19 protein-coding genes are annotated in these 22,924 nt (G+C 71.6%); 9 read left to right on the top strand and 10 right to left on the bottom strand.

Annotation, left to right across the window (positions count from 1 at the left end):
• Positions 1 to 13 precede the first annotated feature (13 nt).
• Positions 14 to 1,351 (top strand): glutamine synthetase family protein, encoded by a 1,338-nt coding sequence (locus NNL39_RS12390; RefSeq protein WP_255160955.1) that lies wholly within the window; start codon positions 14 to 16, stop codon positions 1,349 to 1,351.
• A gap of 18 nt (positions 1,352 to 1,369) precedes the next feature.
• Positions 1,370 to 4,297 (top strand): bifunctional [glutamine synthetase] adenylyltransferase/[glutamine synthetase]-adenylyl-L-tyrosine phosphorylase, encoded by a 2,928-nt coding sequence (locus tag NNL39_RS12385; protein WP_255159579.1) that lies wholly within the window; start codon positions 1,370 to 1,372, stop codon positions 4,295 to 4,297.
• A 94-nt stretch (positions 4,298 to 4,391) separates the two neighbouring features.
• On the opposite strand, the gene glnA is transcribed toward NNL39_RS12385, so the two are convergent.
• From glnA to lipB, 3 genes are all read right to left on the bottom strand, one after another.
• Positions 4,392 to 5,816 (bottom strand): type I glutamate--ammonia ligase, encoded by a 1,425-nt coding sequence (gene glnA / locus NNL39_RS12380; protein WP_255159578.1) that lies wholly within the window; start codon positions 5,814 to 5,816, stop codon positions 4,392 to 4,394.
• A gap of 145 nt (positions 5,817 to 5,961) precedes the next feature.
• Entirely contained in the window at positions 5,962 to 6,966 is a 1,005-nt protein-coding gene (gene lipA / locus NNL39_RS12375) for a lipoyl synthase (protein ID WP_255159577.1), read from the bottom strand.
• On the bottom strand, positions 6,963 to 7,628 hold the full coding sequence (gene lipB / locus NNL39_RS12370; RefSeq protein WP_255159576.1) for a lipoyl(octanoyl) transferase LipB: 666 nt from the start codon (positions 7,626 to 7,628) through the stop codon (positions 6,963 to 6,965). Before lipB ends, lipA begins: the two co-directional genes overlap by 4 nt.
• A gap of 41 nt (positions 7,629 to 7,669) precedes the next feature.
• On the opposite strand from lipB, the gene NNL39_RS12365 reads away from it, so the two are divergent.
• Positions 7,670 to 8,077, top strand: coding sequence for an RDD family protein (locus tag NNL39_RS12365; RefSeq protein ID WP_255159575.1), 408 nt, complete (start codon positions 7,670 to 7,672; stop codon positions 8,075 to 8,077).
• Between the two features lie 13 nt (positions 8,078 to 8,090).
• Here NNL39_RS12365 and NNL39_RS12360 read toward each other — a convergent pair whose 3' ends face one another.
• The gene (locus tag NNL39_RS12360; protein ID WP_255159574.1) at positions 8,091 to 8,804 is read right to left on the bottom strand and encodes a DUF4191 domain-containing protein; all 714 of its coding nucleotides are present in this window, start codon (positions 8,802 to 8,804) and stop codon (positions 8,091 to 8,093) included.
• 115 nt (positions 8,805 to 8,919) lie between these two features.
• Here NNL39_RS12360 and NNL39_RS12355 point away from each other — a divergent pair, with 115 nt between their 5' ends.
• Positions 8,920 to 10,542 (top strand): hypothetical protein, encoded by a 1,623-nt coding sequence (locus tag NNL39_RS12355; protein WP_255159573.1) that lies wholly within the window; start codon positions 8,920 to 8,922, stop codon positions 10,540 to 10,542.
• Here the strand turns inward: NNL39_RS12355 and sucB are convergent.
• The 3 genes from sucB to NNL39_RS12340 form a co-directional block, all read right to left on the bottom strand.
• Positions 10,539 to 11,942: a 2-oxoglutarate dehydrogenase, E2 component, dihydrolipoamide succinyltransferase gene (gene sucB, locus NNL39_RS12350; RefSeq protein ID WP_255159572.1), complete on the bottom strand. Its 1,404-nt coding sequence runs from the start codon at positions 11,940 to 11,942 to the stop codon at positions 10,539 to 10,541. The genes NNL39_RS12355 and sucB overlap by 4 nt on opposite strands.
• Positions 11,943 to 12,004: 62 nt before the next feature.
• Positions 12,005 to 13,378: a dihydrolipoyl dehydrogenase gene (gene lpdA, locus NNL39_RS12345; protein ID WP_255159571.1), complete on the bottom strand. Its 1,374-nt coding sequence runs from the start codon at positions 13,376 to 13,378 to the stop codon at positions 12,005 to 12,007.
• Positions 13,379 to 13,487: 109 nt separating this feature from the next.
• On the bottom strand, positions 13,488 to 14,984 hold the full coding sequence (locus NNL39_RS12340) for a leucyl aminopeptidase (RefSeq protein WP_255159570.1): 1,497 nt from the start codon (positions 14,982 to 14,984) through the stop codon (positions 13,488 to 13,490).
• A gap of 129 nt (positions 14,985 to 15,113) precedes the next feature.
• On the opposite strand from NNL39_RS12340, the gene NNL39_RS12335 reads away from it, so the two are divergent.
• The 5 genes from NNL39_RS12335 to NNL39_RS12315 all read left to right on the top strand — a co-directional run bounded on the left by NNL39_RS12335 (position 15,114) and on the right by NNL39_RS12315 (position 20,931).
• Complete coding sequence (locus NNL39_RS12335) at positions 15,114 to 16,037, top strand: proteasome assembly chaperone family protein (protein ID WP_255159569.1); 924 nt, start codon at positions 15,114 to 15,116, stop codon at positions 16,035 to 16,037.
• A 40-nt stretch (positions 16,038 to 16,077) separates the two neighbouring features.
• A complete protein-coding gene (locus NNL39_RS12330; protein WP_255159568.1) occupies positions 16,078 to 17,277 on the top strand; it encodes an MFS transporter in 1,200 nt (399 codons plus the stop codon).
• Positions 17,278 to 17,416: 139 nt separating this feature from the next.
• Positions 17,417 to 18,889, top strand: coding sequence for an RNA polymerase sigma factor (locus tag NNL39_RS12325; RefSeq protein ID WP_255159567.1), 1,473 nt, complete (start codon positions 17,417 to 17,419; stop codon positions 18,887 to 18,889).
• Positions 18,890 to 18,898: 9 nt separating this feature from the next.
• Complete coding sequence (locus NNL39_RS12320; protein ID WP_255159566.1) at positions 18,899 to 20,179, top strand: MurT ligase domain-containing protein; 1,281 nt, start codon at positions 18,899 to 18,901, stop codon at positions 20,177 to 20,179.
• Positions 20,176 to 20,931 carry a type 1 glutamine amidotransferase gene (locus NNL39_RS12315; RefSeq protein ID WP_255159565.1) on the top strand — a complete coding sequence of 252 codons (756 nt, stop codon included), beginning with the start codon at positions 20,176 to 20,178 and terminating at the stop codon, positions 20,929 to 20,931. Before NNL39_RS12320 ends, NNL39_RS12315 begins: the two co-directional genes overlap by 4 nt.
• Before the next feature lie 24 nt (positions 20,932 to 20,955).
• On the opposite strand, the gene NNL39_RS12310 is transcribed toward NNL39_RS12315, so the two are convergent.
• From NNL39_RS12310 to NNL39_RS12300, 3 genes are read right to left on the bottom strand one after another with little or no spacing between them, the layout of a single operon-like run.
• Positions 20,956 to 21,999 carry an alanine racemase gene (locus tag NNL39_RS12310; RefSeq protein ID WP_255159564.1) on the bottom strand — a complete coding sequence of 348 codons (1,044 nt, stop codon included), beginning with the start codon at positions 21,997 to 21,999 and terminating at the stop codon, positions 20,956 to 20,958.
• Positions 21,996 to 22,646, bottom strand: coding sequence for an alanine racemase (locus NNL39_RS12305; RefSeq protein ID WP_255159563.1), 651 nt, complete (start codon positions 22,644 to 22,646; stop codon positions 21,996 to 21,998). Before NNL39_RS12305 ends, NNL39_RS12310 begins: the two co-directional genes overlap by 4 nt.
• Positions 22,630 to 22,854, bottom strand: a complete 225-nt coding sequence (locus NNL39_RS12300; RefSeq protein ID WP_255159562.1) for a DUF7455 domain-containing protein — start codon at positions 22,852 to 22,854, stop codon at positions 22,630 to 22,632. The genes NNL39_RS12305 and NNL39_RS12300 overlap by 17 nt, the downstream gene beginning before the upstream one ends.
• Positions 22,855 to 22,924: the final 70 nt, after the last annotated feature.

The raw sequence follows: 22,924 nt of genomic DNA, 5'->3' as shown, positions 1-22,924 counted from the left end.
CGGAATGGGCGGCATGGACAAGCAGCGCGACTTCGTTCTTCGCACGATCGAGGAGCGCGGCGTCAAGTTCGTGCGCCTCTGGTTCACCGATGTGGTGGGCACCCTCAAGATGGTCGCTGTGGCGCCTGCCGAGGTCGAGGGGGCCTTCGCCGAGGGCCTCGGGTTCGACGGCTCGGCGATCGAGGGCTTCTCGCGCGCCTACGAGGCCGACGTGCTCGCGCACCCCGACCCCACGACCTTCCAGATCCTCCCGTGGCGCGGCGAGGTCGACCCGACCGCGCGCATGTTCTGCGACATCACGACGCCCGACGGCCAGCCCGCCGCCGCCGACCCGCGGCATGTGCTGAAGCGCACGCTCGCCAAGGCGGCCGACCGCGGGTTCACGTTCTACACGCACCCCGAGATCGAGTTCTACCTGCTCAAGAGCAGCAAGTACGGTCCCAAGGGCCCCCAGCCGGTCGACGCCGCGGGGTACTTCGACAACGTGCCGGGAGGCACCGCGCACGACTTCCGCCGCCGCGCCGTGCGCATGCTCGAAGACCTCGGCATCTCGGTCGAGTTCAGCCACCACGAGGCCGGCCCGGGTCAGAACGAGATCGACCTGCGCTACGCCGACGCGCTGACGACGGCCGACAACATCATGACCTTCCGCACGGTCGTGAAGGAGGTGGCCATCGAGCAGGGCGTCTACGCCACGTTCATGCCCAAGCCTCTGGCTGCGCATCCCGGATCGGGCATGCACACGCACCTGTCGCTCTTCGAAGGCGACACGAACGCCTTCTTCGACCCGGCTGGGCAGTACCAGCTGTCGAAGATCGGCCGCCAGTTCGTCGCCGGCCTGCTCACGCACGCGCCCGAGATCACGGCCGTCACCAACCAGTTCGTCAACTCGTACAAGCGCCTCTGGACGGGTGACGAGGCCCCGAGCTACGTGACGTGGGGCCACAACAACCGCTCGGCGCTCGTGCGCGTGCCGCTCTACAAGCCCGGCAAGGGCCAGAGCGCGCGCGTCGAGTACCGCGGCATGGACTCGGCCGCGAATCCCTACCTCGCCTTCTCGCTGCTGCTCGCCGCGGGGCTCAAAGGCATCGAGGAAGGCTACGAGCTGCCGCCCGAGGCCGAGAACACGGTGTGGGAGCTCACCGAGGTCGAGCGTCGCGCGCTCGGCTACAAGCCGCTGCCGTCGAGCCTCGACCGCGCCCTCGGCCTCATGGAGGAGAGCGAGCTCGTCGCCGAGACGCTCGGCGAGCAGGTGTTCAACTACGTGCTGCTCAACAAGCGGCGCGAATGGTCCGCGTATCGCGCGCAGGTCACCCCGTACGAACTCGAGAGCAACCTCGAGATCCTCTAGCCCGGCCCCGGGCACCCCATGACGCGCTCACCGTCGACGCTCACCGAGCTCGCTCGCCTCGGCTTCGCCGAGCTGAGCGCCGCCAGGGACGCCCTCGGCGACCTCGCCGAGCACCTCGAGGCCTTCGGCTCGGCCGCCGACCCCGACCGGGCGCTCCGGCTGCTCGTGCGGTTGCAGGAGCAGCATCCGGATGCCCTCCGCCCCGTCCTCGACGACCCGGCCTGGGCGGCGCGCCTCATCCGGGTGCTCGGCGCGAGCGAGGGCCTCGGAGAGTTCGTGCGGCGCCGGCCGGCCGAGCTGCTCGCGCTGCGCGAGCCGCTGCGCACCCCGCCGACCGCGGAGCAGCTGCGCCGGTTCCTCGTCGCCGCCGTCGAGGGCGCGCCCGTGGGTACTCCGGCGGAGGTCGAGCGGGCGCGCACCGCCCTGCGTGTGCGCTACCGCCGCTGGCTGCTGCGCATCGCCGCCTGGGATCTCGAGCACGGCGACGCGCTCGAGGCCCTGCCGCGCGTCGCCGCTGCTCTCGCCGACCTCGCCGGCGCCGCGATCGATGCGAGCCTGCTGCTGGCGCGACGCACCTCGACCTTCCCCGCCGTCGATGTCGCACGCACGCGCCTGGCCGTCATCGGCATGGGCAAGGCGGGCGCGCGCGAGCTCAACTACATCAGCGACGTCGATGTCATCTACGTCGCCGACGGCGACGGTGGGCTCGACCCGGCGCGGGCCGTGGAGATCGCGACGCGACTGGCCTCGGAGACGGCCCGCGGCATCCAGGAACCGGGGGTGGAGCCGCCGCTGTGGGAGGTCGATGCCAACCTGCGGCCTGAGGGCAAGGACGGCGCGCTCGTGCGCACGATCGACTCGCACCGCGCGTACTACGAGCGCTGGGCGAAGAGCTGGGAGTTCCAGGCGCTGCTGAAGTCGCGGCCTGTGGCCGGAGACGTCGAGCTGGGGGAGCGCTACTGCGAGACGGTGCATCCGTTCGTCTGGGCCAGCTCGCAGCGCGCGGGCTTCGTCGACTCGGTGCAGCGCATGCGCGAGCGCGTCACCGAGCACATCCCTGCCGATGAGGTGGATGTTCAGCTCAAGCTCGGCCCCGGCGGCCTGCGCGACGTGGAGTTCACGATCCAGCTGCTGCAGCTCGTGCACGGCCACACCGACGACCGGGTGCGCCAGCCCGACACGCTCGGCGCCCTCGCGGCCCTCGCGCAGCATGGCTACATCGGCCGCGAGGAGGCGGCCTCGTTCGCGCGGGACTACCGGCTGCTGCGGGTCATCGAGCACCGCGTGCAGCTCGACCGCATGACCCGCACCCACCTCATGCCGCGCGACGAGGAGCGCTTGCGCGTGCTCGCGCGTGCCACGGGGCTCGCCGCTTCGGCCGCCGAGCTCACCGAGCGCTGGCAGCAGACCAAGATCGCCGTGCGCTCGCTGCACGAGAAGCTCTTCTACCGGCCGCTGCTCTCGGCCGTGGCCGCGCTGCCGGAGGAGGGCCTCGCCCTGACGAGCGGGCAGGCCGAGGCCCGGCTCTCGGCGATCGGGTTCGGCGACGCGCGCGGGGCCCTGCACCACATCGCGGCGCTCACGAGCGGCGTGTCGCGCCGCGCCCAGATCCAGCGCACCCTCCTGCCGGTCATCCTGCAGTGGCTCGCCGAGGGTGCCGACCCCGACTACGGGCTGCTCGCCTTCCGGCGGCTCAGCGACGATCTCGGCGAGACCTACTGGTTCTTGCGCATGCTGCGCGACTCGAGCGGCGCGGCGCAGCGGCTCACGAGCGTGCTCGCCTCGTCGCGCTATGTCGGCGGGCTCTTCGAGCGCATCCCCGAGGGCGCCGCCTGGCTCGAGAACGAAGAGGAGCTGCATCCGCGTCCGCTCGCGGGCCTGCTCGACGAGGCGCGCGCCACGGTCGACCGCCACGCCGGCGACATCGAGGCGGCCGCGAAGGCGCTGCGCACGGCGCGGCGACGCGAGGTGCTGCGCCTGGCCCTCGCGGGCATCCTGGATGTGATCACGGTGCAGCAGCTGGGGCGGGCGCTCAGCGACGTCACGACGACGGTACTGACCGGGGCGCTCTCGCTCGTGCATCGCTATGGCGACGGGATCGAGTTCGCGATCATCGGCATGGGTCGCTACGGCGGGGCTGAACTGGGCTTCGGCTCGGATGCCGACGTCATGTACGTCTACCGCGACGCGGGTGCGGGGGAGCACGCCCAGGCACGGGCGGAGCACATCGTGCACGAGCTCAAGCGCCTGACGGAGGACCTGCGCCTGCCGCTCGACCTCGACATCGATCTGCGTCCCGAGGGGCGCAACGGGGCCATCGCCCGCTCGCTCGACTCGTACCGGGCCTACTACGAGCGCTGGTCGCTCACGTGGGAGGCGCAGGCCCTGCTGCGGGCTCGGGCGGTCGCGGGCGACGAGCCGCTCATGGCCGACTTCACGGCTCTCGCCGATACGGTGCGGTACCCCGAATCGCTCCCCGACGCCGATGCGCGCGAGGTGCGGCGCATCAAGGCCCGCGTCGAGGCCGAGCGGCTGCCGCAGGCCGCCGACCCCGCGCGGCACCTCAAGCTCGGCCGCGGCTCGCTCAGCGACGTGGAGTGGTTCGTGCAGCTGCTGCAGCTGCAGCACGCGGCGGCGGTGCCCGCGCTCGCGACGACCTCGACGCTCGAGGCCCTCGAGGCGGCGGTGGATGCTCGGCTCGTGCCGCCCGCCGACGCCGAGCGCCTCCGCGCCGCGTGGCTCATCGCCTCGCGCGCCCGCTCGGCGCTGACGCTGTGGAGCGCGAAGACCGCCGATGTGCTGCCCATCGACCGGCCGCAGCTCGAGGGCGTTGCGCGGCTCATGGGCTACCCGGCCGGGGGAGCCTCCCAGCTCGAGGAGGAGTATCTGCGCACGACCCGCCTGGCCCGACAGGTGTTCGAGCGAGGGTTCTACGCCACGGCGTAGCGCCACCGCGAGCGCGTAGGCGTCCCGACGCACGGCAGGGGCCCCGCTCCTGACGGAACGGGGCCCCTGGTGATGCCGTGGTGGCGGTCTCGAACTAGACCGAGAAGTACAGCTCGTACTCGAACGGGTGCGGGCGCTGCGCGGCCGGGAGGATCTCCATGGTGCGCTTGTACTCGATCCAGGTCTCGATGAGGTCCTTGGTGAAGACGCCACCGGCGAGCAGGAACTCGTGGTCGTTCTCGAGGGCGACGAGCGCCTCCTCGAGCGAGCCGGGAACCTGCGGGATGCCCTTGGCCTCCTCGGGCGGCAGCTCGTAGAGGTCCTTGTCGACGGGCTCGTGCGGCTCGATCTTGTTGACGATGCCGTCGATGCCGGCCATGAGCTGCACCGCGAACGCGAGGTACGGGTTGCCCGAGGCGTCCGGCGCGCGGAACTCGATGCGCTTGGCCTTGGGGTTCGTGCCCGTGATCGGGATGCGGATGGCTGCCGAGCGGTTTCCGGCCGAGTACACCAGGTTGACCGGAGCCTCGAAGCCCTTGACCAGGCGGTGGTACGAGTTCAGCGAGGGGTTCGTGAACGCGAGGATCGCCGGGGCGTGCTTGAGGATGCCGCCGATGTACCAGCGCGCGATGTCGCTGAGCCCGCCGTAGCCCGCCTCGTCGTAGAACAGGGGCTTGCCCTCGTTCCACAGCGACTGGTGGGTGTGCATACCCGAGCCGTTGTCGCCGAAGAGGGGCTTGGGCATGAAGGTCGCGACCTTGCCCCACTCGAGCGCCGTGTTCTTGACGATGTACTTGAACTTCAGGATGTCGTCGGCGGCCGAGACCATCGTGTCGAACTTGTAGTTGATCTCGCCCTGGCCGGCGGTGCCCACCTCGTGGTGGCTGCGCTCGACCTCGAGGCCGACCTCCATGAGCTTCACGACGATGTCGTCGCGCAGGTCGGCGTGCTGGTCGACCGGGCTCACGGGGAAGTAGCCGCCCTTGAACGGGGTCTTGTTGGCGAGGTTGCCGCCCTCTTCGACGCGGCCGGTGTTCCAGGCCGCCTCGCTCGAGTCGACCGAGTAGTACGAGGTGTTCTGCTTCACCTCGTAGCGCACGTCGTCGAAGATGTAGAACTCCGCCTCGGGGGCGAAGAACGCGGTGTCGGCAATGCCGGTCGAGGCGAGGTACTTCTCGGCCTTCTTGGCCACCTGGCGCGGGTCGCGGGCGTAGATCTCGCCGTTGCGCGGGTTGTAGATGTCGAAGACCATGATGAGCGTGCGCTCGGTGCGGAAGGGGTCGACGTAGGCCGTCGACACGTCAGGGATGAGCTGCAGGTCGGACTCGTGGATCGACTGGAATCCCCGGATCGAGGAGCCGTCGAACAGCTGGCCGACCGTGAAGAAGTCCTCATCGACGGTCGAGGCGGGGATGTTGAAGTGCTGCTGGACACCGGGGAGGTCGGTGAATCGGATGTCGAGGAACTTGACGTCCGTGTCCTTGATGAACTTCAGCACCTCGGAAGAATCACTGAACATGCGACAGATCTCCTGAGCTTGGTACCGGACGACTGCAGTCGCAGCCTGGCTCCGAGACTAGGCGCAGGGCATTTCCCTGCAGTGTCCCGTGTGTTTCCGGGATGTTACGGGCGAACCGCTGTCACCTCGTCGCGGTTCCGGATGCTCAGCCGACGGCCTGCGCGAACCCTTCCGTCGTCTCGGCGAGAGCGCGCATCGACTCGGGGATCGGCCGGCCTTTGGCCACCATCGACTGCGCCCACAGGCGCCCCGCCCGGTAGCTCGAGCGCACGAGCGGGCCGGCGAGCACGCCGAGGAAGCCGATCGCCTCGGCCTCGGCCTTGAGCTCGACGAACTCCTCGGGCTTGACCCAGCGGTCGATCGGGTGGTGGCGCGAGCTGGGGCGGAGGTACTGCGTGATCGTGACGATGTCGGTTCCGGCATCGTGCAGGTCCTGCAGCGCCTGCGAGACCTCCTCGCGCGTCTCGCCCATGCCGAGGATGAGGTTCGACTTCGTGATGAGCCCGTAGTCGCGCGCCTGCGTGATGACGTCGAGCGAGCGCTCGTAGCGGAACGCCGGTCGGATGCGCTTGAAGATGCGCGGCACCGTCTCGACGTTGTGCGCGAACACCTCGGGGCGTGAGTCGAAGACGACCCGCAGCAGCTCGGGGTTGCCCGAGAAGTCGGTCGCGAGCAGCTCGACGCCCGTGCCGGGGTTGAGCTCGTGGATCATGCGCACCGTCTCGGCGTGCAGCCACGCGCCTTCGTCGGGCAGGTCGTCGCGGGCGACGCCCGTGACGGTCGCGTAGCGCAGGTTCATCTGCACGACCGATTCGGCGACCCGCCGCGGCTCGTCGCGGTCGTAGTCGGCGGGCTTGCCCGTGTCGATCTGGCAGAAGTCGCAGCGGCGCGTGCACTGGCTGCCACCGATGAGGAATGTCGCCTCCCGGTCCTCCCAGCACTCGTAGATGTTCGGGCATCCGGCCTCTTGGCACACCGTGTGCAGGTTCTGCTCGCCGACGAGCGAGCGCAGGGCCGAGTATTCGGGCCCCATCTTCGCCCGGGTCTTGATCCACTCGGGCTTCTTCTCGATGGGCGTCTGGGCGTTGCGCACTTCGAGCCGCAGCAGCTTGCGGCCGTCGGCGGGGTGCGTGGCGGGCGTCGTGGTCATGCGGGTACTCCTTCGGGAGTCGACGCAGCGACGCCGACGATGTCGTGGACGAGCGGGCCGAAGCGCTGCTCGATGAGCGGGATGACCTCCGCGGGTGTCACCGTGCGTCCGAGTTCGCGGCTCACCGAGGTGACCCCCGCGTCGGCGAGGCCGCACGCGACGATCGCGCGGTATGCCTCGAAGCTGTTCGAGCAGTTGAGGGCGAAGCCGTGCATCGTCACGCCCTGGGCCACGCGGATGCCGATCGCGGCGATCTTGTCGGTGCCGCGCATCCACACGCCGCTGCGGCCCGCGACCCGACCCGCCCCGACGACACCGAGGTCATCGAGCACGGCGATGAGCATGCCCTCGAGGTGGCGCACGTACTGCACGACGTCGACCGGATCGGCGAGGCGCATGATCGGGTAGCCGACGAGCTGGCCGGGGCCGTGCCAGGTGATCTTGCCGCCGCGGTCGACCTCGACGACGGGAGTGCCATCGGTCGGCCGCTCGTGCGGCTCGGTGCGCTTGCCTGCGGTGTAGACGCTCTCGTGCTCGAGCAGCATCAGGGTGTCTGGCGCCCGGCCCTCGGCGACGGCGGCGTGCAGGGCACGCTGCTGCTCGAGACCCGACAAATACGGCACGGAGTTGGCGCTTAGCCCCGTGACGACGGAGTCGATCACGCCTTCAGTCTACGCCCGAGCACGACTCGTAGGCTGAGGGGGTGACCGCGATCCCCGCATCGACCCCGCCCGACTGGCCCGGCCAGCGCCTCGGGCTTCCCGAGACCGGCCCGCGCTCGGTGGCTCGCCTCGGGCGCCGGTTCGGCGCCCTCGCGATCGACTGGGGCATCGCCGTAGCGCTCTCGGCCGCGTTCTTCGCGTACGACTCGCTCGTGACCCTGCTGCTCTTCGTCGGCCTGCAGGCGCTGTTCACGGTCGTGATCAACGCGAGCATCGGTCACGCGGTGCTCGGGATGCGCGTCGTGCCGATGGCGGGCGGAATGCTCGGCGTCTGGCGCCCGATCGTGCGCGCGCTCCTGATCGCGCTCGTGATCCCCGCGCTGCTGTTCGACGAGAACCAGCGCGGGCTGCACGATCGCGCCGCGGGCACGGTGCTGCTGCGCCGCTAGCGGCGCAGCAGCCTCAGCGCGGCTTGGGAGCGCGCGCCTTGAGCGGGTCGATGCCCTTGGGGATCGGGAGCGTGCTCGACTTGCTGAGCGAGGTGAGTCGATTGCTGACCGCGTAGACCTCGGCCTTCGTGATCGACCGCTTGAGCTTGTTGAGGGTGCGGGCGAGGTTCTCGAGCTTGACGCTCTCGACATCGGGGCCCACGTGCAGGAGGTGCACCGGCACGTTGGGCACAATGCGGTTCACGTTCCGGCGCTCGTCCTCCATCATGCGGCGGGTGCGCGAAGCCGGCCCCTCACCGATGATGACGACACCGGGCTTGCCGATCGCCCGGTAGACGGCATCCTGCGTCTTGGGACTCACGGTGACGGGCATCTCGCTTGCCTGCCATGCTCGCCGCAGCGACGACTTCAGCACCGCGCCGACAGCGCCGGGCTGGCCGGAGATCTGACGGTACGCCACGCGCTCAGCGCGACGCCCGAGCACGATGAGCACGAGCAGGATGCCGAGGAGCACCCCCGTGACGACCCACAGGATGCCGGCGAGCACATCGCCCGGCGTCGCGAACACCGCCAGCAGCACGGCCGCGAGGATCGGCAGCAGGAACACCAGCAGCATGATCCAGACGGCGAGCGGGTCCATCCGCCGCGTCATCTGGAACACCTGCCACATCTGCTTCATGCGACCGGGTTCTTTCGGGGGCTTTTGAGCGGAGGAGGTGCGGGCCATGCATACCAGGATAGGGCCCGCGCTCGGCTCCTCCCCGCCGTTCGCCGAGAGCCGATCGTCCCCGACGACGCCCGGCACGTCGAGGCCAGGGCGAGGCCCGGCGCATCATCGCGAGGTGCCCGCCGTTGACGCCCCCGACCCCGACTCGCCGCGCCCTGATGCGCGCGCCCACCCCGTCGCGCAGTCGGTGCCGCACGAGCTCGTCGGCTATCGCGTCGTGCGGGTGCTCAGCCGAGACGAGCGCGCGCTGACGGCGCTCGTGCACGCCGATGGCGCACCGTTCGTGGCCCGCGTGCTCGCGGCGACGACGCCCGACGAGGTGATCGACGCCGAGCTCGCGGTGCACGACGCCATCGCGGTGGGCGACCCGGCCCTGCGCGCTCACGCGGTCTCCCTGCGCGATCTCGCAACCCTGCCCGATGGGCGGTTCGTGCTGCTGCTCGAGCAGGTGCCGGGGCCACGGCTCGTCGACGTGCTCGGGGCGCGGCGCGGGGGGCTCTCGCTCGGCGAGGCCGTCACCCTGCTCGCGCCCCTCGCGACGGCCGTCGAGTGCGCGCACGGGGTCGGACTCACGGGGCTCGGTCTCGACCCCACGGCGGTGCGCCTCCGGGCGAGCGGCGCCGCGGTGATCGTTCGGGTTCAGGATGCCCGGAGCGGGCCCGCGCTGCCGGAACGGTTCCGCGCCGCCGATGCGGCGCACCTCGCCGACCGCGCGGCGCTCGAGCGGCTCGGGGCCGCCGTCGCGGCGGCGGTCGTCGAGTCGGATCGCCCGGCGCTGCTCGCCGCGCTGCGCGCGCCCGAGCGCGGCACACCGCTCGCCCACGCGCTCTTCGACCTGGCCGACCCGCAGCCCCTGCGCGCGGCGGCCGTCGACCAGGGCGCCGCGGTCGGCGATCTGCTTGCGCCCTCAGTGACGGCAGCATCCCCGGCGCTGCCCGCAGCCCCGGTCGCCGCGCCGGCGCGGTCGGCTGCCCTCGCCGGCGAGACCGTACGGCCTCGTCTGGTCGCCGTGCTGCTCAGCACGCTGCGCGAGCTCGGACTCCCGTCGACCGTCGTCGACCCCGTGGCCCGCGGTGCCGATCGCGCGCTGGCGCTCGGGAGGGCGCTGCGCGGTCGCGCGGCCGGTGTCGTCGACCGAGCACCCGTGCGCCCCCGGTTCGCGATCGCGGGCGCTGCCGGGGCCGCGGCCGTCGTGCTCGCAATCGTGGTGGGCGGGCTCGGAGGCGGGCCCTCCGGCGGGCCCGGCGACGAGCCCGGAGGCGAGGGAACGGTGGCGGAGAGTGACGCAGGGGCGATCGGTCCGACGAGCGAGCCCGTTGCCGCGCCGGCGCCCGGCGGCCCTGCGGCCCCTGTCGACCCTGCGGCTCCTGTCGACACTGCGCCCCTAGCCGACCCTGCGGTCCCTGAACTCGCACCGGACCCGGCACCGGAGGAGTGGCAGGGCATCGTCGAGGTGCTCGTCGACCGCTGGGCCGCATGCCGAGCGACCGCGTCCACGGGCGGCGCATGCGGAGCCGAGGTGGTGCACGCGGGGTCGGCAGCCGAGCTGCTCATCGCGGTCGACGACGAGCGTCACGAACTGCTGCAGCGCTGGAGCGATCGCCGGGGCGAGGTCGTCGTGGTGGAGCGCATGGGCGGCGCGGTGCTCGTCGACCTCGTTGAGGGCACGACGACGACGGCCTCGCTCCTCATCGTGAGGAGCGAGGCCGGATGGCGTCTGCGCGACGTGCGCGGTTAGATGCCGAGGTCGCCGTCGAAGTCGGCCTCCTCGAGGCGCGCCTTGACCGCGCTGAGGAAGCGCGCGGCGTCGGCGCCGTCGACAATGCGGTGGTCGTACGACAGGGCGAAGTAGACCATCGAGCGCACGGCGATGACGTCCGAGCCGTCAACCTGGATGACCGCGGGCTTCTTGCTCACGATGCCGGTGCCGAGGATGGCGACCTGCGGCAGGAAGACGACCGGCGTGTCGAAGAGAGCCCCGCGCGAGCCGGTGTTGGTGAGCGTGAAGGTGCCCCCTGCGAGCTCGTCGGGCTTGAGCTGGTTGTCGCGCGTGCGCGCGGCCAGGTCGGCGATCTCGCGGGCGAGGTCGGCGATGCTGAGGTCGCCGGCGTTGCGGATGACCGGGGTGAGCAGGCCGCGCTCAGTGTCGACCGCGATCGAGAGGTTCTCGGTGTCGGGGTAGACGATCGAGTCGCCATCGACCGTGGCATTGATGATCGGGAATGCCCGCAGCGCCTCGGTCGCGGCCTTCGCGAAGAAGGGCAGGAACGACAGCTTCGTGCCGGTCGCCTTCTCGAAGTCGGCCTTGACCGCCGTCCGCAGCGCCGCGACCTTCGTGACATCGACCTCGACGACGGTCGTGAGCTGGGCGGTCGACTGCATCGAGATGACGGCCCGCTCGGCGATGACCTTACGCAGGCGCGACATGGCTGCCGTCGTGCCGCGCAGCGGCGAGACCTCGAGCTCGGCACGAGGGGTCGACGGCGCGGCGGTTCTCGGTGCGGAACCGGCCGCGGCGATGACGTCTTGCTTTCGGATGCGACCGCCCACGCCGGTGCCCGTCACGCGAGCGAGGTCCACGCCGTGCTCGGCGGCGAGCTTGCGCACGATCGGCGTGATGTACGCGGCGGCGTTGGCCGTCGCGGCCGCAGGCGCGGCGGCGGGTGCTGGCGCGACCACCGGCGCCGGCGCAGCAGCGGGTGCCGGCGCCGCGGCCGGAGCGGGAGCGGCGACGGGCTCCGGGGCGGCAACGGGCTCCGGGGCGGCAACCGGCTCGGGCGCGGCCACGGGCTCCGGTGCAGCGACGGGCTCGGGAGCAGCAACCGGCTCGGGGGCGGCGACCGGCTCCGGCGCAGCCACGGGCTCAGCGGCGGGAGCGGCGGGGGCCGCGCCTCCGCCCGCACCGTCACCGATGCGCACGAGCGGCGTGCCGACCTCGACGGTCTCGTCCTCGGCCACGAGGATCTCCTCGACGACGCCCGCGATGGGCGAGGGGATCTCGGTGTCGACCTTGTCGGTCGAGACCTCGAGCAGCGGCTCGTCGACCTCGACCCGGTCTCCCACGTTCTTCAGCCATCGGGTGACCGTTCCCTCGGTGACGCTCTCACCGAGCGCCGGGAGGTTGACGGATTCGCTCATCAGTAGTGCTCCTTCGAAGCCTTCAATGTTTCTTCAGCCTAGTTGCGGTGGTCTGGCGGGGCTCACATCGCGTGCAGCGGCTTGCCCGCGAGCGCGAGGAAGGCCTCGCCGAGGGCCTCGTTCTGCGTCGGGTGGGCGTGCAGCAGCGGTGCCACATCTTCGGGGTGCGCATCCCAGTTCACGGCCAGCTGCGCCTCGCCGATGAGCTCGCCAACGCGGGCGCCGATCATGTGCACGCCGACCACGGGGCCGTCGACGACGCGCACGACCTTGATCGATCCGGCCGTCTCGAGAATGTGGCTCTTGCCGTTGCCGGCGAGGTTGTACTCGTAGCTCGCGACGGCCGCATCGCCGTACTGCTCTTTCGCCTTGGCCTCGCTCAGACCGACCGAGGCGACCTCGGGCTCGCTGTACGTGACCTTCGGGATGTTGACGTCGCTGATGACGATCGGGTTGAGGCCCGCGAGCTCCTCGGCGACGAAGATGCCGTGCTGGAAGCCGCGGTGCGCGAGCTGCAGGCCCGGCACGATGTCGCCGACGGCGTAGAGGCCCGGGATGCTCGTCTCGAGCCGCTCGTTCGTGAGCACGAATCCGCGATCCATCGCCACGCCGACCTCCTCGAAACCGAGTCCGGCCGTCGCGGGACCGCGGCCCACGGCGACGAGCAGAAGGTCGGCCTCGATCGTCGCGCCGTTCTCGAGCGTGACGACGACGCCCTGGTCGTTCTGGGTGACGCTCTGGAAGCGCACGCCGAGCGTGAACTCGATGCCGCGCTTGCGGTAGGCGCGCTCGAACTGCTTCGAGATCGACTCCTCCTCCATCGGCACGAGGTGGGGGAGCGCCTCGATGATGTGCACCTCGGAGCCCCACGAGCGCCAGACGCTCGAGAACTCGACGCCGATGACGCCGCCGCCGAGCACCGCGACCTTCTTCGGCACGAAGTCGAGCTGCAGCGCCTGCTCGGAGGTGATGACGCGGCCGCCGATCTCGAGGCCCGGCAGCGTGCGCGAGTACGAGCCCGTGGCGAGGATGACGTTCTTGCCGGTGATCGTGCTGTCGCCGACCTGCACGGTCGTGGGGGAGGTGAGGCGTCCTTCGCCCTCGATCATCGTGATGCCGCGCGCCTTGATGAGGCCCTGCAGGCCCTTGTACTTGCTCGCGATGATTCCCTCGCGGTACTGGATGACCGCGGGAACGTCGATTCCCTCGAGCGTCGCCTTGACGCCGAACTTCGCGGCGTCGCGTGCGGCGTCGGCGACCTCGGCGGCGTGCAGCAGCGCCTTGGTCGGGATGCAGCCGACGTGCAGGCAGGTGCCGCCCACTTTCGACTTCTCGATGAGCCCGACGCTCATTCCGAGCTGGCTGGCGCGCAGCGCAGCGGCGTAGCCGCCGCTTCCGGCACCGAGGATGACGAGGTCAAAATTCTGGTCCGACACCGGCAGAGACTCCTTTATCCGCGAAGGATTGTCGTGCGGGGGTCGACGATCGAGGTGGCGGGTCGACCCGATGTGCGGCACGACGGTCACGTGCCCGTCGTCGAGCCTACTACTTGGCCGAGAGGCGCTCGGCGAGCCGGACGAGCAGCCGCACGGTCACGCCCGACGGTCCCTTGGGGGTGTAGCCGAACGGTGCCGCGGGATTGTTGGCCGGCCCCGCGATGTCGAGGTGGGCCCACGTGATGCGCGGCGCATCGGCCTCGTCGCCGGTGCGCCCGACGAACTCGCGCAGGAACACGCCCGCCAGCAGCATTCCCGCCGCCGTGCTGCCCGGCTTGGCGTTGGCGATGTCGGCGACATCGCTCTTGAGCAGCGGACGCAGCTCGGCGGGCAGCGGCATGGGCCAGACGAGCTCGCCCGTGTCGGCGGCGGCGGCGCGCACCTGCTCGACGAGGGCGTCGTCGCCCATGAGGCCCGCATACCGCTCGCCGAGCGCGACGCGGGCCGCGCCCGTCAGGGTCGCGACGTCGACGATCGCATCGGGTCGCTCCTCGCTGGCGGCGACGAGGCCGTCCGCCATGACGAGGCGGCCCTCGGCGTCGGTGTTGAGCACCTCGACGGTCGTGCCGCCGCGGATGGTGAGCACGTCGTTGGGGCGCATGGCGGTCGACGAGGGCATGTTCTCGGCGAGGCAGAGCCATGCGGTGAGCCGCACGGGCAGCTCGAGCCGAGCGGCGGCGAGCACGGCTGCGAGCGCCGTCGCGGCTCCCGTCATGTCGTACTTCATGCCGACCATCGCGGCGGCGGGCTTGAGCGAGAGCCCACCCGAGTCGAACGTGATGCCTTTGCCGACGATCGCGAGGTGGGTGTCGTCGCTCGCTCGGCGGTAGCGCACGGCGAGCAGGCGCGGCGGACGGGACGAGCCCTGGCCGACGCCGAGGATGCCCCCGAAGCCGCCCGCGGCGAGCTCGTCGGGTCCCCACTCCTCGAACTCGACCGGCAGGTCGGCCGCGGCCTCACGGGCCCGCTCGACGAAGCTCGCCGGGTAGAGGTCGTTCGGGGGCGTGTTGACGAGATCGCGCACGAGGGCGACAGCGCTCGCGGTCGCGCTCGCGGCGATGGCAGCCGCCTCGGCGCCCGCCACGGTGGTCGCGAGCTCGATTGCGGTCGTGCCCGCGCTCGACTCCGTCGATCGGTACGCCGTGAAGCGGTAGCCGCCCATCGCGGCGCCCTCGAGCACCGCCTGCACGTCGGCGGGCGAGCTCGTCGGCAGGGCGAACGCGATGCGGGCGGCCGAGCCGAGCGAGCGCGCGGCGGTGCCCGCCGCGCTGCGCAGGCTCTCGGGCGTGAGGGGAGCGCGGCCGAGTCCGATGACGAGGATGCTCGCGGCGGCGACACCCTCGGGCGCGGGGATGCGGGCCGTCTCGTCGATGGCGCCCGTGAGCCCGAGCATCCGGAGCCCCCCGGCGAGCGTCGCGAGCGGACCGGACTCGATGCCGACGACCGCGATGCCGTCCTCGGCCGCCGGGGCGATGCCGACAACGAGCGCGTCGCCGTCCAGCTCGGTGGGCGGGCGGGTCGACACGGAGAGCGCGGGGGAGGCCATGCGGTCCAGGCTAGCCGCGCCGCCGGGCTGCTCCGCACGGGCCGCCCCAGGGCGGATCGGGGGCGCTGTTCGCTCTCAGCGCGCCCCGCGCGGCCGGGTCGCGGGGTCGCCGCGACCTACCATGGAGGTATGCGGAATCCGGCTGATCTCTACTCCGTCGTGCTGACGGAGGACGAGGTGCCGCGCGATCTGCCGCTCGTCGTCGGCCTCACCGGATTCGTCGACTCGGGCGGGGCCGTCGCCCAGGTCTCCGAGTACCTGCTCGACGAGCTCGAGCACCGCGACGTCATCGTCTTCGACAACGACGAACTGCTCGACTATCGCGCCCGACGCCCGATCATGGTCTTCGAGGAGACCCGCATCACGGCCTACCGGCGCCCGCAGCTCGCCCTGCGGCTCGCGCAGGACGACCTCGGCGCGCCGTTCCTCCTGCTCACGGGCTACGAGCCCGACTTCCAGTGGGAGCGCTTCGTCGACGCCGTGATCGGCATCATCGGGCGCTACAGCGTCGCGAGCACCACGTGGGTGCACGCCATCCCAATGCCGGTTCCACACACCCGGCCGATCGGCGTCACCGTGAGCGGCACGCGCGAGGACCTGATCGAGTCGCTCTCGGTGTGGCGCCCGACCACGCAGGTGCCCGGCAACGTGCTGCACCTGCTCGAGTACCGACTCACCGAATCGGAGCACCCGATCGCGGGCTTCGTGCTGCTCGTGCCGCATTACCTGGCCGACACCGAGTTCCCGTCCGCCGCGGTCACCGCCCTCGAGAGCATCACCGCGGCGACCGGGCTGCTGTTCCCCACCGACCGGCTGCGGTCGGACGGGCGCGAGTTCCTCGCGAAGATCGAGGGCCAGGTCGAGGGCAACAGCGAGCTCGCCCGCCTCGTGGGAACGCTCGAAGAGCGCCACGACAGCTATATGGAGGACAACCCGCTGCGCTCGCCGCTGACCGATGAGGACGGCGAGCTGCCGAGCGCCGACTCGATCGCGGCCGAGCTCGAGAAGTTCCTCGCCTTCCGGCAGGCCACCGACGACGACGACCCGCGCTAGGCCGGTCAGGCGGGCGCACCGCGCGACCTAGGCTGGCGGCGTGGATTCGCGTCGCGCCTGGGCCGTGCTGCTCGTGGCGATGCTGGCCTACATCATCGGCGTCCTGCAGCGATCGAGCATGGGCGTGGCGGGTGTCGCGGCCACGGAGCGCTTCCTCGTCGACGCGACCGCGCTCTCGAGCCTCGCTGTGCTGCAGCTGCTCGTCTACGCGCTGCTGCAGATTCCCGTCGGCGTGCTCGTCGACCGCTTCGGCCCGCGCGTGCTCATCCTCACGGGCGCCCTCACGATGGCGGCAGGGCAGCTCGCGGTCGCGGTCGCCGACGACCTCGTCATCGCGATCATCGGGCGCGTGCTCGTCGGTGCCGGCGATGCCATGACCTTCATCTCGGTGCTGCGCTTGCTGGGCGCGTGGTTCTCGCCTGGCCGCCTGCCGCAGCTCTCGCAGTGGGTCGGCACGCTCGGGCAGAGCGGGCAGTTGCTCTCGGCCATCCCCTTCGCGGCCGTGCTGCAGCTGAGCGGCTGGACGGCGGCCTTCGCCTCCGCGGCCTCGCTCTCGGTCGTCGTCGCGGCGGCGGTGCTCGTCACCGTGCGGGATGCTCCGGCCGGAGCACCGCCCGACCGTTCGGCCTCGCTCGCATCGGCGCTCAGCAGCCTGCGGGCGAGCATCCGCCACCCGGGCACACGCCTCGGATTCTGGGCGCACGCCGCGACGCAGTCGAGCGGAGCGATGCTCGCACTGCTGTGGGGGTTCCCGATGCTGTCGATTGGCCTCGGCTACGGGCCCGCGGTGGCCGCCGGCATGATCGGCTTCATGGTCGTGGTGGCCGCGATCGCGGGGCCGATCATCGGCCTGCTGTCGGCGCGCTTCCCCTTCCGGCGTTCGAACCTCGTGCTCGGCATCGTCGGCACCATGGCCCTCGCCTGGACGATCGTGCTGCTGTGGCCGGGCATCCCGCCGTTCTGGATGATCGTGGTGCTGCTCGTCGGCGTGCTGCTCGACCTGCAGAGCCCGGGCGCGTCGACCGAGCAGCTCTACGCCTGGGAGCGCTGGCGACTCGCGCTCGCCGTGCAGGGCCCGGTCGTGGGCCTCGTCGTCGGCCTCATGCTCATCGCGCGACGCCGCACCCGCCGTCGGCTGCAGGAGGAGGAGGGCATCGCCGTCGGTCCGCTCTGGCTCGCGATCGTGCGACGGTGGCGCGGGCGCCGCGAGGGACGGGGCGACGTCGAGCATTGGTCGTGACCCCCGGCCCGGTGTGCGATAATGAAGGTTCACGACCCGGTCGGACGCCGGGCGCGCACTCCGCTTCCGCGGGTCGGCGCGCCGCAGCGACTTGACATGGGTCGTTGTACTGCCCGCAGAACGCGAAAAGAGGGGCCCCATGGCTGCCCGAGCGACCACCAGCACGACCGCCGAGCCCGCGGCGACGACCGCCGGCGCGACGGCCCCGGCGTCGAAGACCACGACCGCGAAGACTGCAGCCGCCAAGACCACGGCCGCCAAGACCACGGCCACGAAGGCAGCGCCCGCCAAGACCACGACCGCGAAGACTGCGGCCGCGAAGGCTCCCGCAGCGAAGGCCGCGCCCGCGAAGGCGGCCGCGAAGGCTCCTGCCGCCGCAGCTCCCGCTGCCACCAAGCGCGCGGCGGCGAAGAAGGCGGCCTCACCCGCGGGTGCCGCGGCCGAGGGTGATGATGAGGTCGAGGTCGACCTCGATGCCGTCGAGCCCGATGTCGAGGCCGTCGTCGCCGAGGGCGAGATCGACCCCGAGGTCGTGGTGGTGGTCGAGGACGCTGATGCCGACGCCGACGACACCGGCGATGATGACGACGACGAGAAGGACACGGGATCGGCGGGCGACCTGCCGACGGGCGCGATCGTCATCTCGAACACCGATGACGACGACGAGGTTCCCGTCTACTCCTCGACCATCACGGGCGCGACGGCTGACCCGGTCAAGGACTACCTGAAGCAGATCGGCAAGGTCCCGCTGCTCAACGCCGCGGAGGAGGTCGAGCTCGCCATGCGCATCGAGGCGGGCCTCTTCGCCGAGGAGAAGCTCTCGACGATGACCGAGAAGGAGAAGCGCTCGGCCCTCGGTCGTGACCTCTCCTGGGTCGCCCGCGACGGCCAGCGCGCGAAGAACCACCTGCTCGGCGCCAACCTGCGTCTCGTGGTCTCGCTCGCCAAGCGCTACACCGGCCGCGGCATGCAGTTCCTCGACCTGATTCAAGAGGGCAACCTCGGTCTCATCCGCGCGGTCGAGAAGTTCGACTACACCAAGGGCTTCAAGTTCTCGACGTATGCCACGTGGTGGATCCGTCAGGCGATCACGCGCGCCATGGCCGACCAGGCCCGCACCATCCGCATTCCCGTGCACATGGTCGAGGTCATCAACAAGCTCGCCCGCGTGCAGCGTCAGATGCTGCAGGACCTCGGGCGCGAGCCCACGCCGGAAGAGCTGAGCCGCGAGCTCGACATGACCCCCGAGAAGGTCATCGAGGTGCAGAAGTACGGCCGCGAGCCGATTTCGCTGCACACGCCGCTCGGCGAAGACGGTGACAGCGAGTTCGGCGACCTCATCGAAGACACCGAGGCCGTCGTTCCGGCCGACGCCGTGGGCTTCACGATGCTGCAGAAGCAGCTCGAGAGCCTGCTCGATTCGCTCTCCGAGCGCGAGGCCGGCGTCATCCGCATGCGCTTCGGCCTCGGCGACGGCATGCCGAAGACGCTCGATCAGATCGGCGACACCTTCGGGGTCACGCGCGAGCGCATCCGCCAGATCGAGTCGAAGACGATGGCCAAGCTGCGGCACCCCTCGCGCTCGCAGGCGCTGCGCGACTACCTCGAGTAGGCCGACCCCGTGCGCATCCGGCTGGCAGTGCTCGTCGGGCGGGCCGTGCGCGTCGTCGCCCGCCTGCGCGGCGGCGGCTCGGCGATCCCGGGCAACATCGCCCTGCGCATCGCCCCGCGATTCCTCGAGCACGCGCTCGGCGGGCTGCCGCTCGGCGTCGTCTTCGTCACGGGCTCGAACGGCAAGTCGACGACGACGAACATGCTCGTCGGCGTGCTGCGCGCCCACGGCATGCGGGTCTTCACCAACCCGAGCGGGGCCAATCTGCCGCAGGGCATCGCGTCGGCTCTGCTCGCCTCGGTGCCGCTCGACGGGCGGGTGCGCGACGACATCGCCGTCCTCGAGGTCGATGAGGCGTACGGGGTGGGCCTCGCCGACCGCCTCGCGCCCACCGACCTCCTGCTGCTCAACCTGCAGATCGACCAGCTCAACCGGTTCCACGAGCCCGACCGGGTGTACGGCATGCTCGAGCGCATCCGCGACGCCGCGCGTCGTCGCGTCATCGTGAACGCGGCCGACCTCAACACGGCCGCGCTCGGGCGCGAGTCGCGCGCCGACCAAGAGGTCGTCGTCTTCGACGTCGCGCCCGAGGCGCTCGCAGCGAGTCCCCACGGCGTCGCCGCGGCACCGCGCGCGACCCCGACGGGCGCGAGCCCCGAACGGCCGGCGCTGCCCGAGGCCTCGGTCGTCGTGCTGCAGGTGGAGGGCACGATGGCGTCGATCGCGGTCGGGGGCGAGCGCGCATCCATCGCCCTGCCTGCTCGCGGACTGCACTACGCCGTCGACGCCGCGGCTGCGCTCGCGACCGCCCGCAGCCTCCTCGGCGCCCAATTCGACCGCGCGACCGCCGAATCGGCCTTCGCGGGCCTCGACACGGTCTACGGGCGCGGCGAAATCCTCGACGCTCGAGGGCAGCAGATCGAGCTCGTGATGATGAAGAACCCGCCGAGCCTGCAGCTCAACCTCGACGCGCTCGGCCGCGTGCCGCAGCGCGTCATGGTCGCCGTCGACGAGGGCACGCCCGACCCCTCGTGGATCTACGACACCGACCTCTCGACGCTCGACCACGTCGACATCGTGACGGGGACGAAGGCCTGGCAGTGGGCCACGCGGCTCGCCTACGAGGGCATCGAGGTGGGGGCGGTCATCGAAGAGTTCCCTGCCGCGGTCGACGCCTTCCTCGCCCTTCCCGAGCCGAGCGACGGCCCCAAGGTCGCCGTCATCAACTACGAGCTCATGATGGAGCTGCGCCTGCGCATGGGCTACCTCGACCTGGAGGGCGGCGCATGACCGAGCTGCGCATCGTGCACCTCTACCCGACCGAGCTCGGGCTCAACGGCGACCGCGGCAACGTGCTCGCTCTGCGTCGTCGACTCGAATGGCGCGGGGTGTCGGTCACGATCGTCGACGTCGCGCCCGGAGATTCCCTGCCCGACTCTGCCGATCTCGTGCACGTGGGCAGCGGCGCGCGTTCGGCGCGTGATGCCGTGCTGCCCGACGCTCGCGAGCACGGACCGCTGCTGCGCGAGTGGGCGGCAACCGGCGTGCCGATGATCGCCATCGGAGCGGGCATGCACCTGTTCGCGCAGCGCATCGTCGATCTTGAGGGTCGCCCGCACGAGGGGCTCGGCCTGCTGCCGATCACGGTGCGGGATGCCCGCTCGCGGGCGGTCGGTGAAGCGCTCGGCGTTCCGCGGGCCGACGGCCGGCTCGCGGGCTTCGTCAACCACGGGGTGTCGGTCGACGTGCACGACGCGGATCCGCTCACGGTGCTCGATCGCGGCCCGGGTAACACCGGCACGGCCGATGGCGCCGACCGCGGTGAGGGCGTGCGGCTCGGCGCCCTCATCGGCACCCACCTCGGCGGGCCCGTACTGCCCATGAACCCGTTCCTCGCCGACGAGCTGCTCGTCGCCGCGCTGGCCCGCCACGGGCGGGGACTGCCCGAGGCCGACGATCGCATCGCCCAAGTCGACGAGCGTGCTCGTCGCGCCCGCGCGGCGATCGCCGAGCGCCTCGGCCGCCCCGGCGTCGCCGTCTAGCCCGACCGCGCTCGCTCGTCCGCGCTAGCCGACCGCGCTGCGCGGTACCCGGGCAGGAACTCCGGTGAGGATCTCATCGCCGATCGTGCGGCTCCAGCGCGCCCAATCCTCGGCGCTCGGCACGCCCGCCGCCGGTTCGCCGAAGACGGTGACGACAGCGCCGGGTTCGACCGAGGGGGGCGAGACGACGAGCGTGCGATCCACCTCGACGGCCTCGACCGCGCACCGATGGCCGTCGATCGACACCTCGGCCCCCTGCGCCGCCGCCGGCACGCCGTCGGCGTAGCCCGCCGCGATCCAGGACCGCCCGCTCGGCGCGGCGGCATCCATCACCGTCGTGCGCAGGGTCATGACGGCCTCGAGGCCGAGATCGAGCCCCGAACGGTCGTCGAAGGGCGAGACGCCGTAGGCGGCGATGCCGAAGCGCACGAGATCGAACCGCGCGCGCGGCTCGCGCCAGCCCGCCGAGCTCGCGGCGAGGTGCCGGAGGGGCGGCGAGACGCCGAGCGCCTCGGCGGTCGCGATGGCGGCCTCGAACACGGCGATCGCGGCGTCGTCGGCCTCGACCGAGGCGTCGGCGAGGTGTGACCAGATGCCGTCGATGACGATGCGGCCGGTCTCGGCGAGTTCGCGAGCCTGCCGCACGAGCGCGGGCCACTGCTCGGGCAGCGCGCCGTTGCGCCGCAGCCCGGTGTCGATCTTGAGGTGCACGCGGGCGGGACGTGCCGTGCTGGCGGCCGAGGCGATGGCGTCGAGCTGCCACGGCGCCGAGACACCGAGGTCGATGCCCGCGGCGATCGCCGCGGCGAAGTCGCTGCCCGTGCCATGCAGCCAGGCGAAGAGTCGGCAGTCGATACCGGCCTCGCGCAACGCGAGCGCGGCCGGGATCTCGAGCACGGCGAGCGAGCGGGCACCGGCGGCGAGCGCGACGGGGGCGAGGTCGAGCATGCCGTGCCCATAGGCGTCGGCCTTGATCGCGAGCATGACCTCGGCGGGTGCGGCGCGCTCGACGAGACGCCGCACATTGCGGGCGAACGCCGCGCGGTCGATGACGGCGACGGCGGTCATGCCTCGACCCATTGCCGGCGAATGCGGCGCCCGAGCCCGGCGAGCAGCGCCTCGGCCGGGCGCTCGGTCGCCGTGCTCCAGGCCGCGAGCGACGCGGCGTCGTGCCACAGCACGGCCGTGTCGCCGACCGCGGCCGCTTCCGGCCCCAGATCGACGACGAGCTGATCCATCGCGATGCGGCCGGCGACGATACCGGTCGTGTCGCCGACACGCACGGGCGCGCGGCTCGAGGCGAGGCGCGGCACGCCGTCGGCATAGCCGAGGCCGACGAGCGCGAGCGTCGCCTCCGTGCTCGTGCGGTACTGGTAGCCGTACGAGACCGCGGTGCCCGCGGGCACGTGCTTCACGGCCACGACCTCGCCCTCAAGCCTCAGCACGGGCTGCTGGTGCGGATGCAGCCCGTAGGCCAGCATCCGGTGATCGTTCGCGCCGTCGGGGGAGCCGTCATCGCCATCGCGCACGAAGCGGTCAATCCCGCGCGCGCGGGCGCGTCGCTCGATCTCGTCGGCGCCGTGGCCGTAGCCGTCGGCCCGCAGGTCGACGATCGCGTCGTCGGTCGCGAGCAGCGCGGTCAGCGCATCGTCGAGGGCGCGGGCCGAGAGGCGCGCGATACGACGAACGCCGGGCGGCTCAGGCGCCGCGCTCATCGAGCAGGCGGCTCGATTCGTCGTGCCAGGCCAGGGCCGTGCTCGCGAGGCTCTCCTTGAAGCGCGCCGCGTGGTGGGCGCAGAACAGCAGTTCGCCGGTCGCAAGGGTCGCCCGAACGTAGGCCTGGGCGCCGCAGCTGTCGCAGCGGTCGAGGGCGGTGAGCGGCGCGGTCGCGACGGTCGGGTTCTCGGTGGTGATCTGCGTCATGGGGTGCCCCTCACTCTCCGGTGGCGTCGCGAATCTCTCAGTGCCCTTATTGCACCACACGCATGCGACG

The sequence above is a fragment of the Microcella humidisoli genome (genome assembly GCF_024362325.1).
GTDB classification, from domain to species: Bacteria; Actinomycetota; Actinomycetes; order Actinomycetales; family Microbacteriaceae; genus Microcella; species Microcella humidisoli.
Note: the sequence above shows the minus strand (reverse complement) of the source record. Positions and strands in the feature narration are given on the sequence as shown.

Coding starts and splice junctions, on each gene's coding strand:
- sucB (WP_255159572.1), bottom strand. CDS start 11,942: ATGAGCGAATCCGTCAACCTCCCGGCGCTCGGTGAGAGCGTCACCGAG.
- NNL39_RS12315 (WP_255159565.1), top strand. CDS start 20,176: ATGACCGAGCTGCGCATCGTGCACCTCTACCCGACCGAGCTCGGGCTC.
- NNL39_RS12335 (WP_255159569.1), top strand. CDS start 15,114: ATGCGGAATCCGGCTGATCTCTACTCCGTCGTGCTGACGGAGGACGAG.
- NNL39_RS12385 (WP_255159579.1), top strand. CDS start 1,370: ATGACGCGCTCACCGTCGACGCTCACCGAGCTCGCTCGCCTCGGCTTC.
- NNL39_RS12310 (WP_255159564.1), bottom strand. CDS start 21,999: ATGACCGCCGTCGCCGTCATCGACCGCGCGGCGTTCGCCCGCAATGTG.
- NNL39_RS12300 (WP_255159562.1), bottom strand. CDS start 22,854: ATGACGCAGATCACCACCGAGAACCCGACCGTCGCGACCGCGCCGCTC.
- NNL39_RS12340 (WP_255159570.1), bottom strand. CDS start 14,984: ATGGCCTCCCCCGCGCTCTCCGTGTCGACCCGCCCGCCCACCGAGCTG.
- NNL39_RS12325 (WP_255159567.1), top strand. CDS start 17,417: ATGGCTGCCCGAGCGACCACCAGCACGACCGCCGAGCCCGCGGCGACG.
- lipA (WP_255159577.1), bottom strand. CDS start 6,966: ATGACCACGACGCCCGCCACGCACCCCGCCGACGGCCGCAAGCTGCTG.
- NNL39_RS12305 (WP_255159563.1), bottom strand. CDS start 22,646: ATGAGCGCGGCGCCTGAGCCGCCCGGCGTTCGTCGTATCGCGCGCCTC.
- NNL39_RS12360 (WP_255159574.1), bottom strand. CDS start 8,804: ATGGCCCGCACCTCCTCCGCTCAAAAGCCCCCGAAAGAACCCGGTCGC.
- glnA (WP_255159578.1), bottom strand. CDS start 5,816: ATGTTCAGTGATTCTTCCGAGGTGCTGAAGTTCATCAAGGACACGGAC.
- NNL39_RS12390 (WP_255160955.1), top strand. CDS start 14: ATGGACAAGCAGCGCGACTTCGTTCTTCGCACGATCGAGGAGCGCGGC.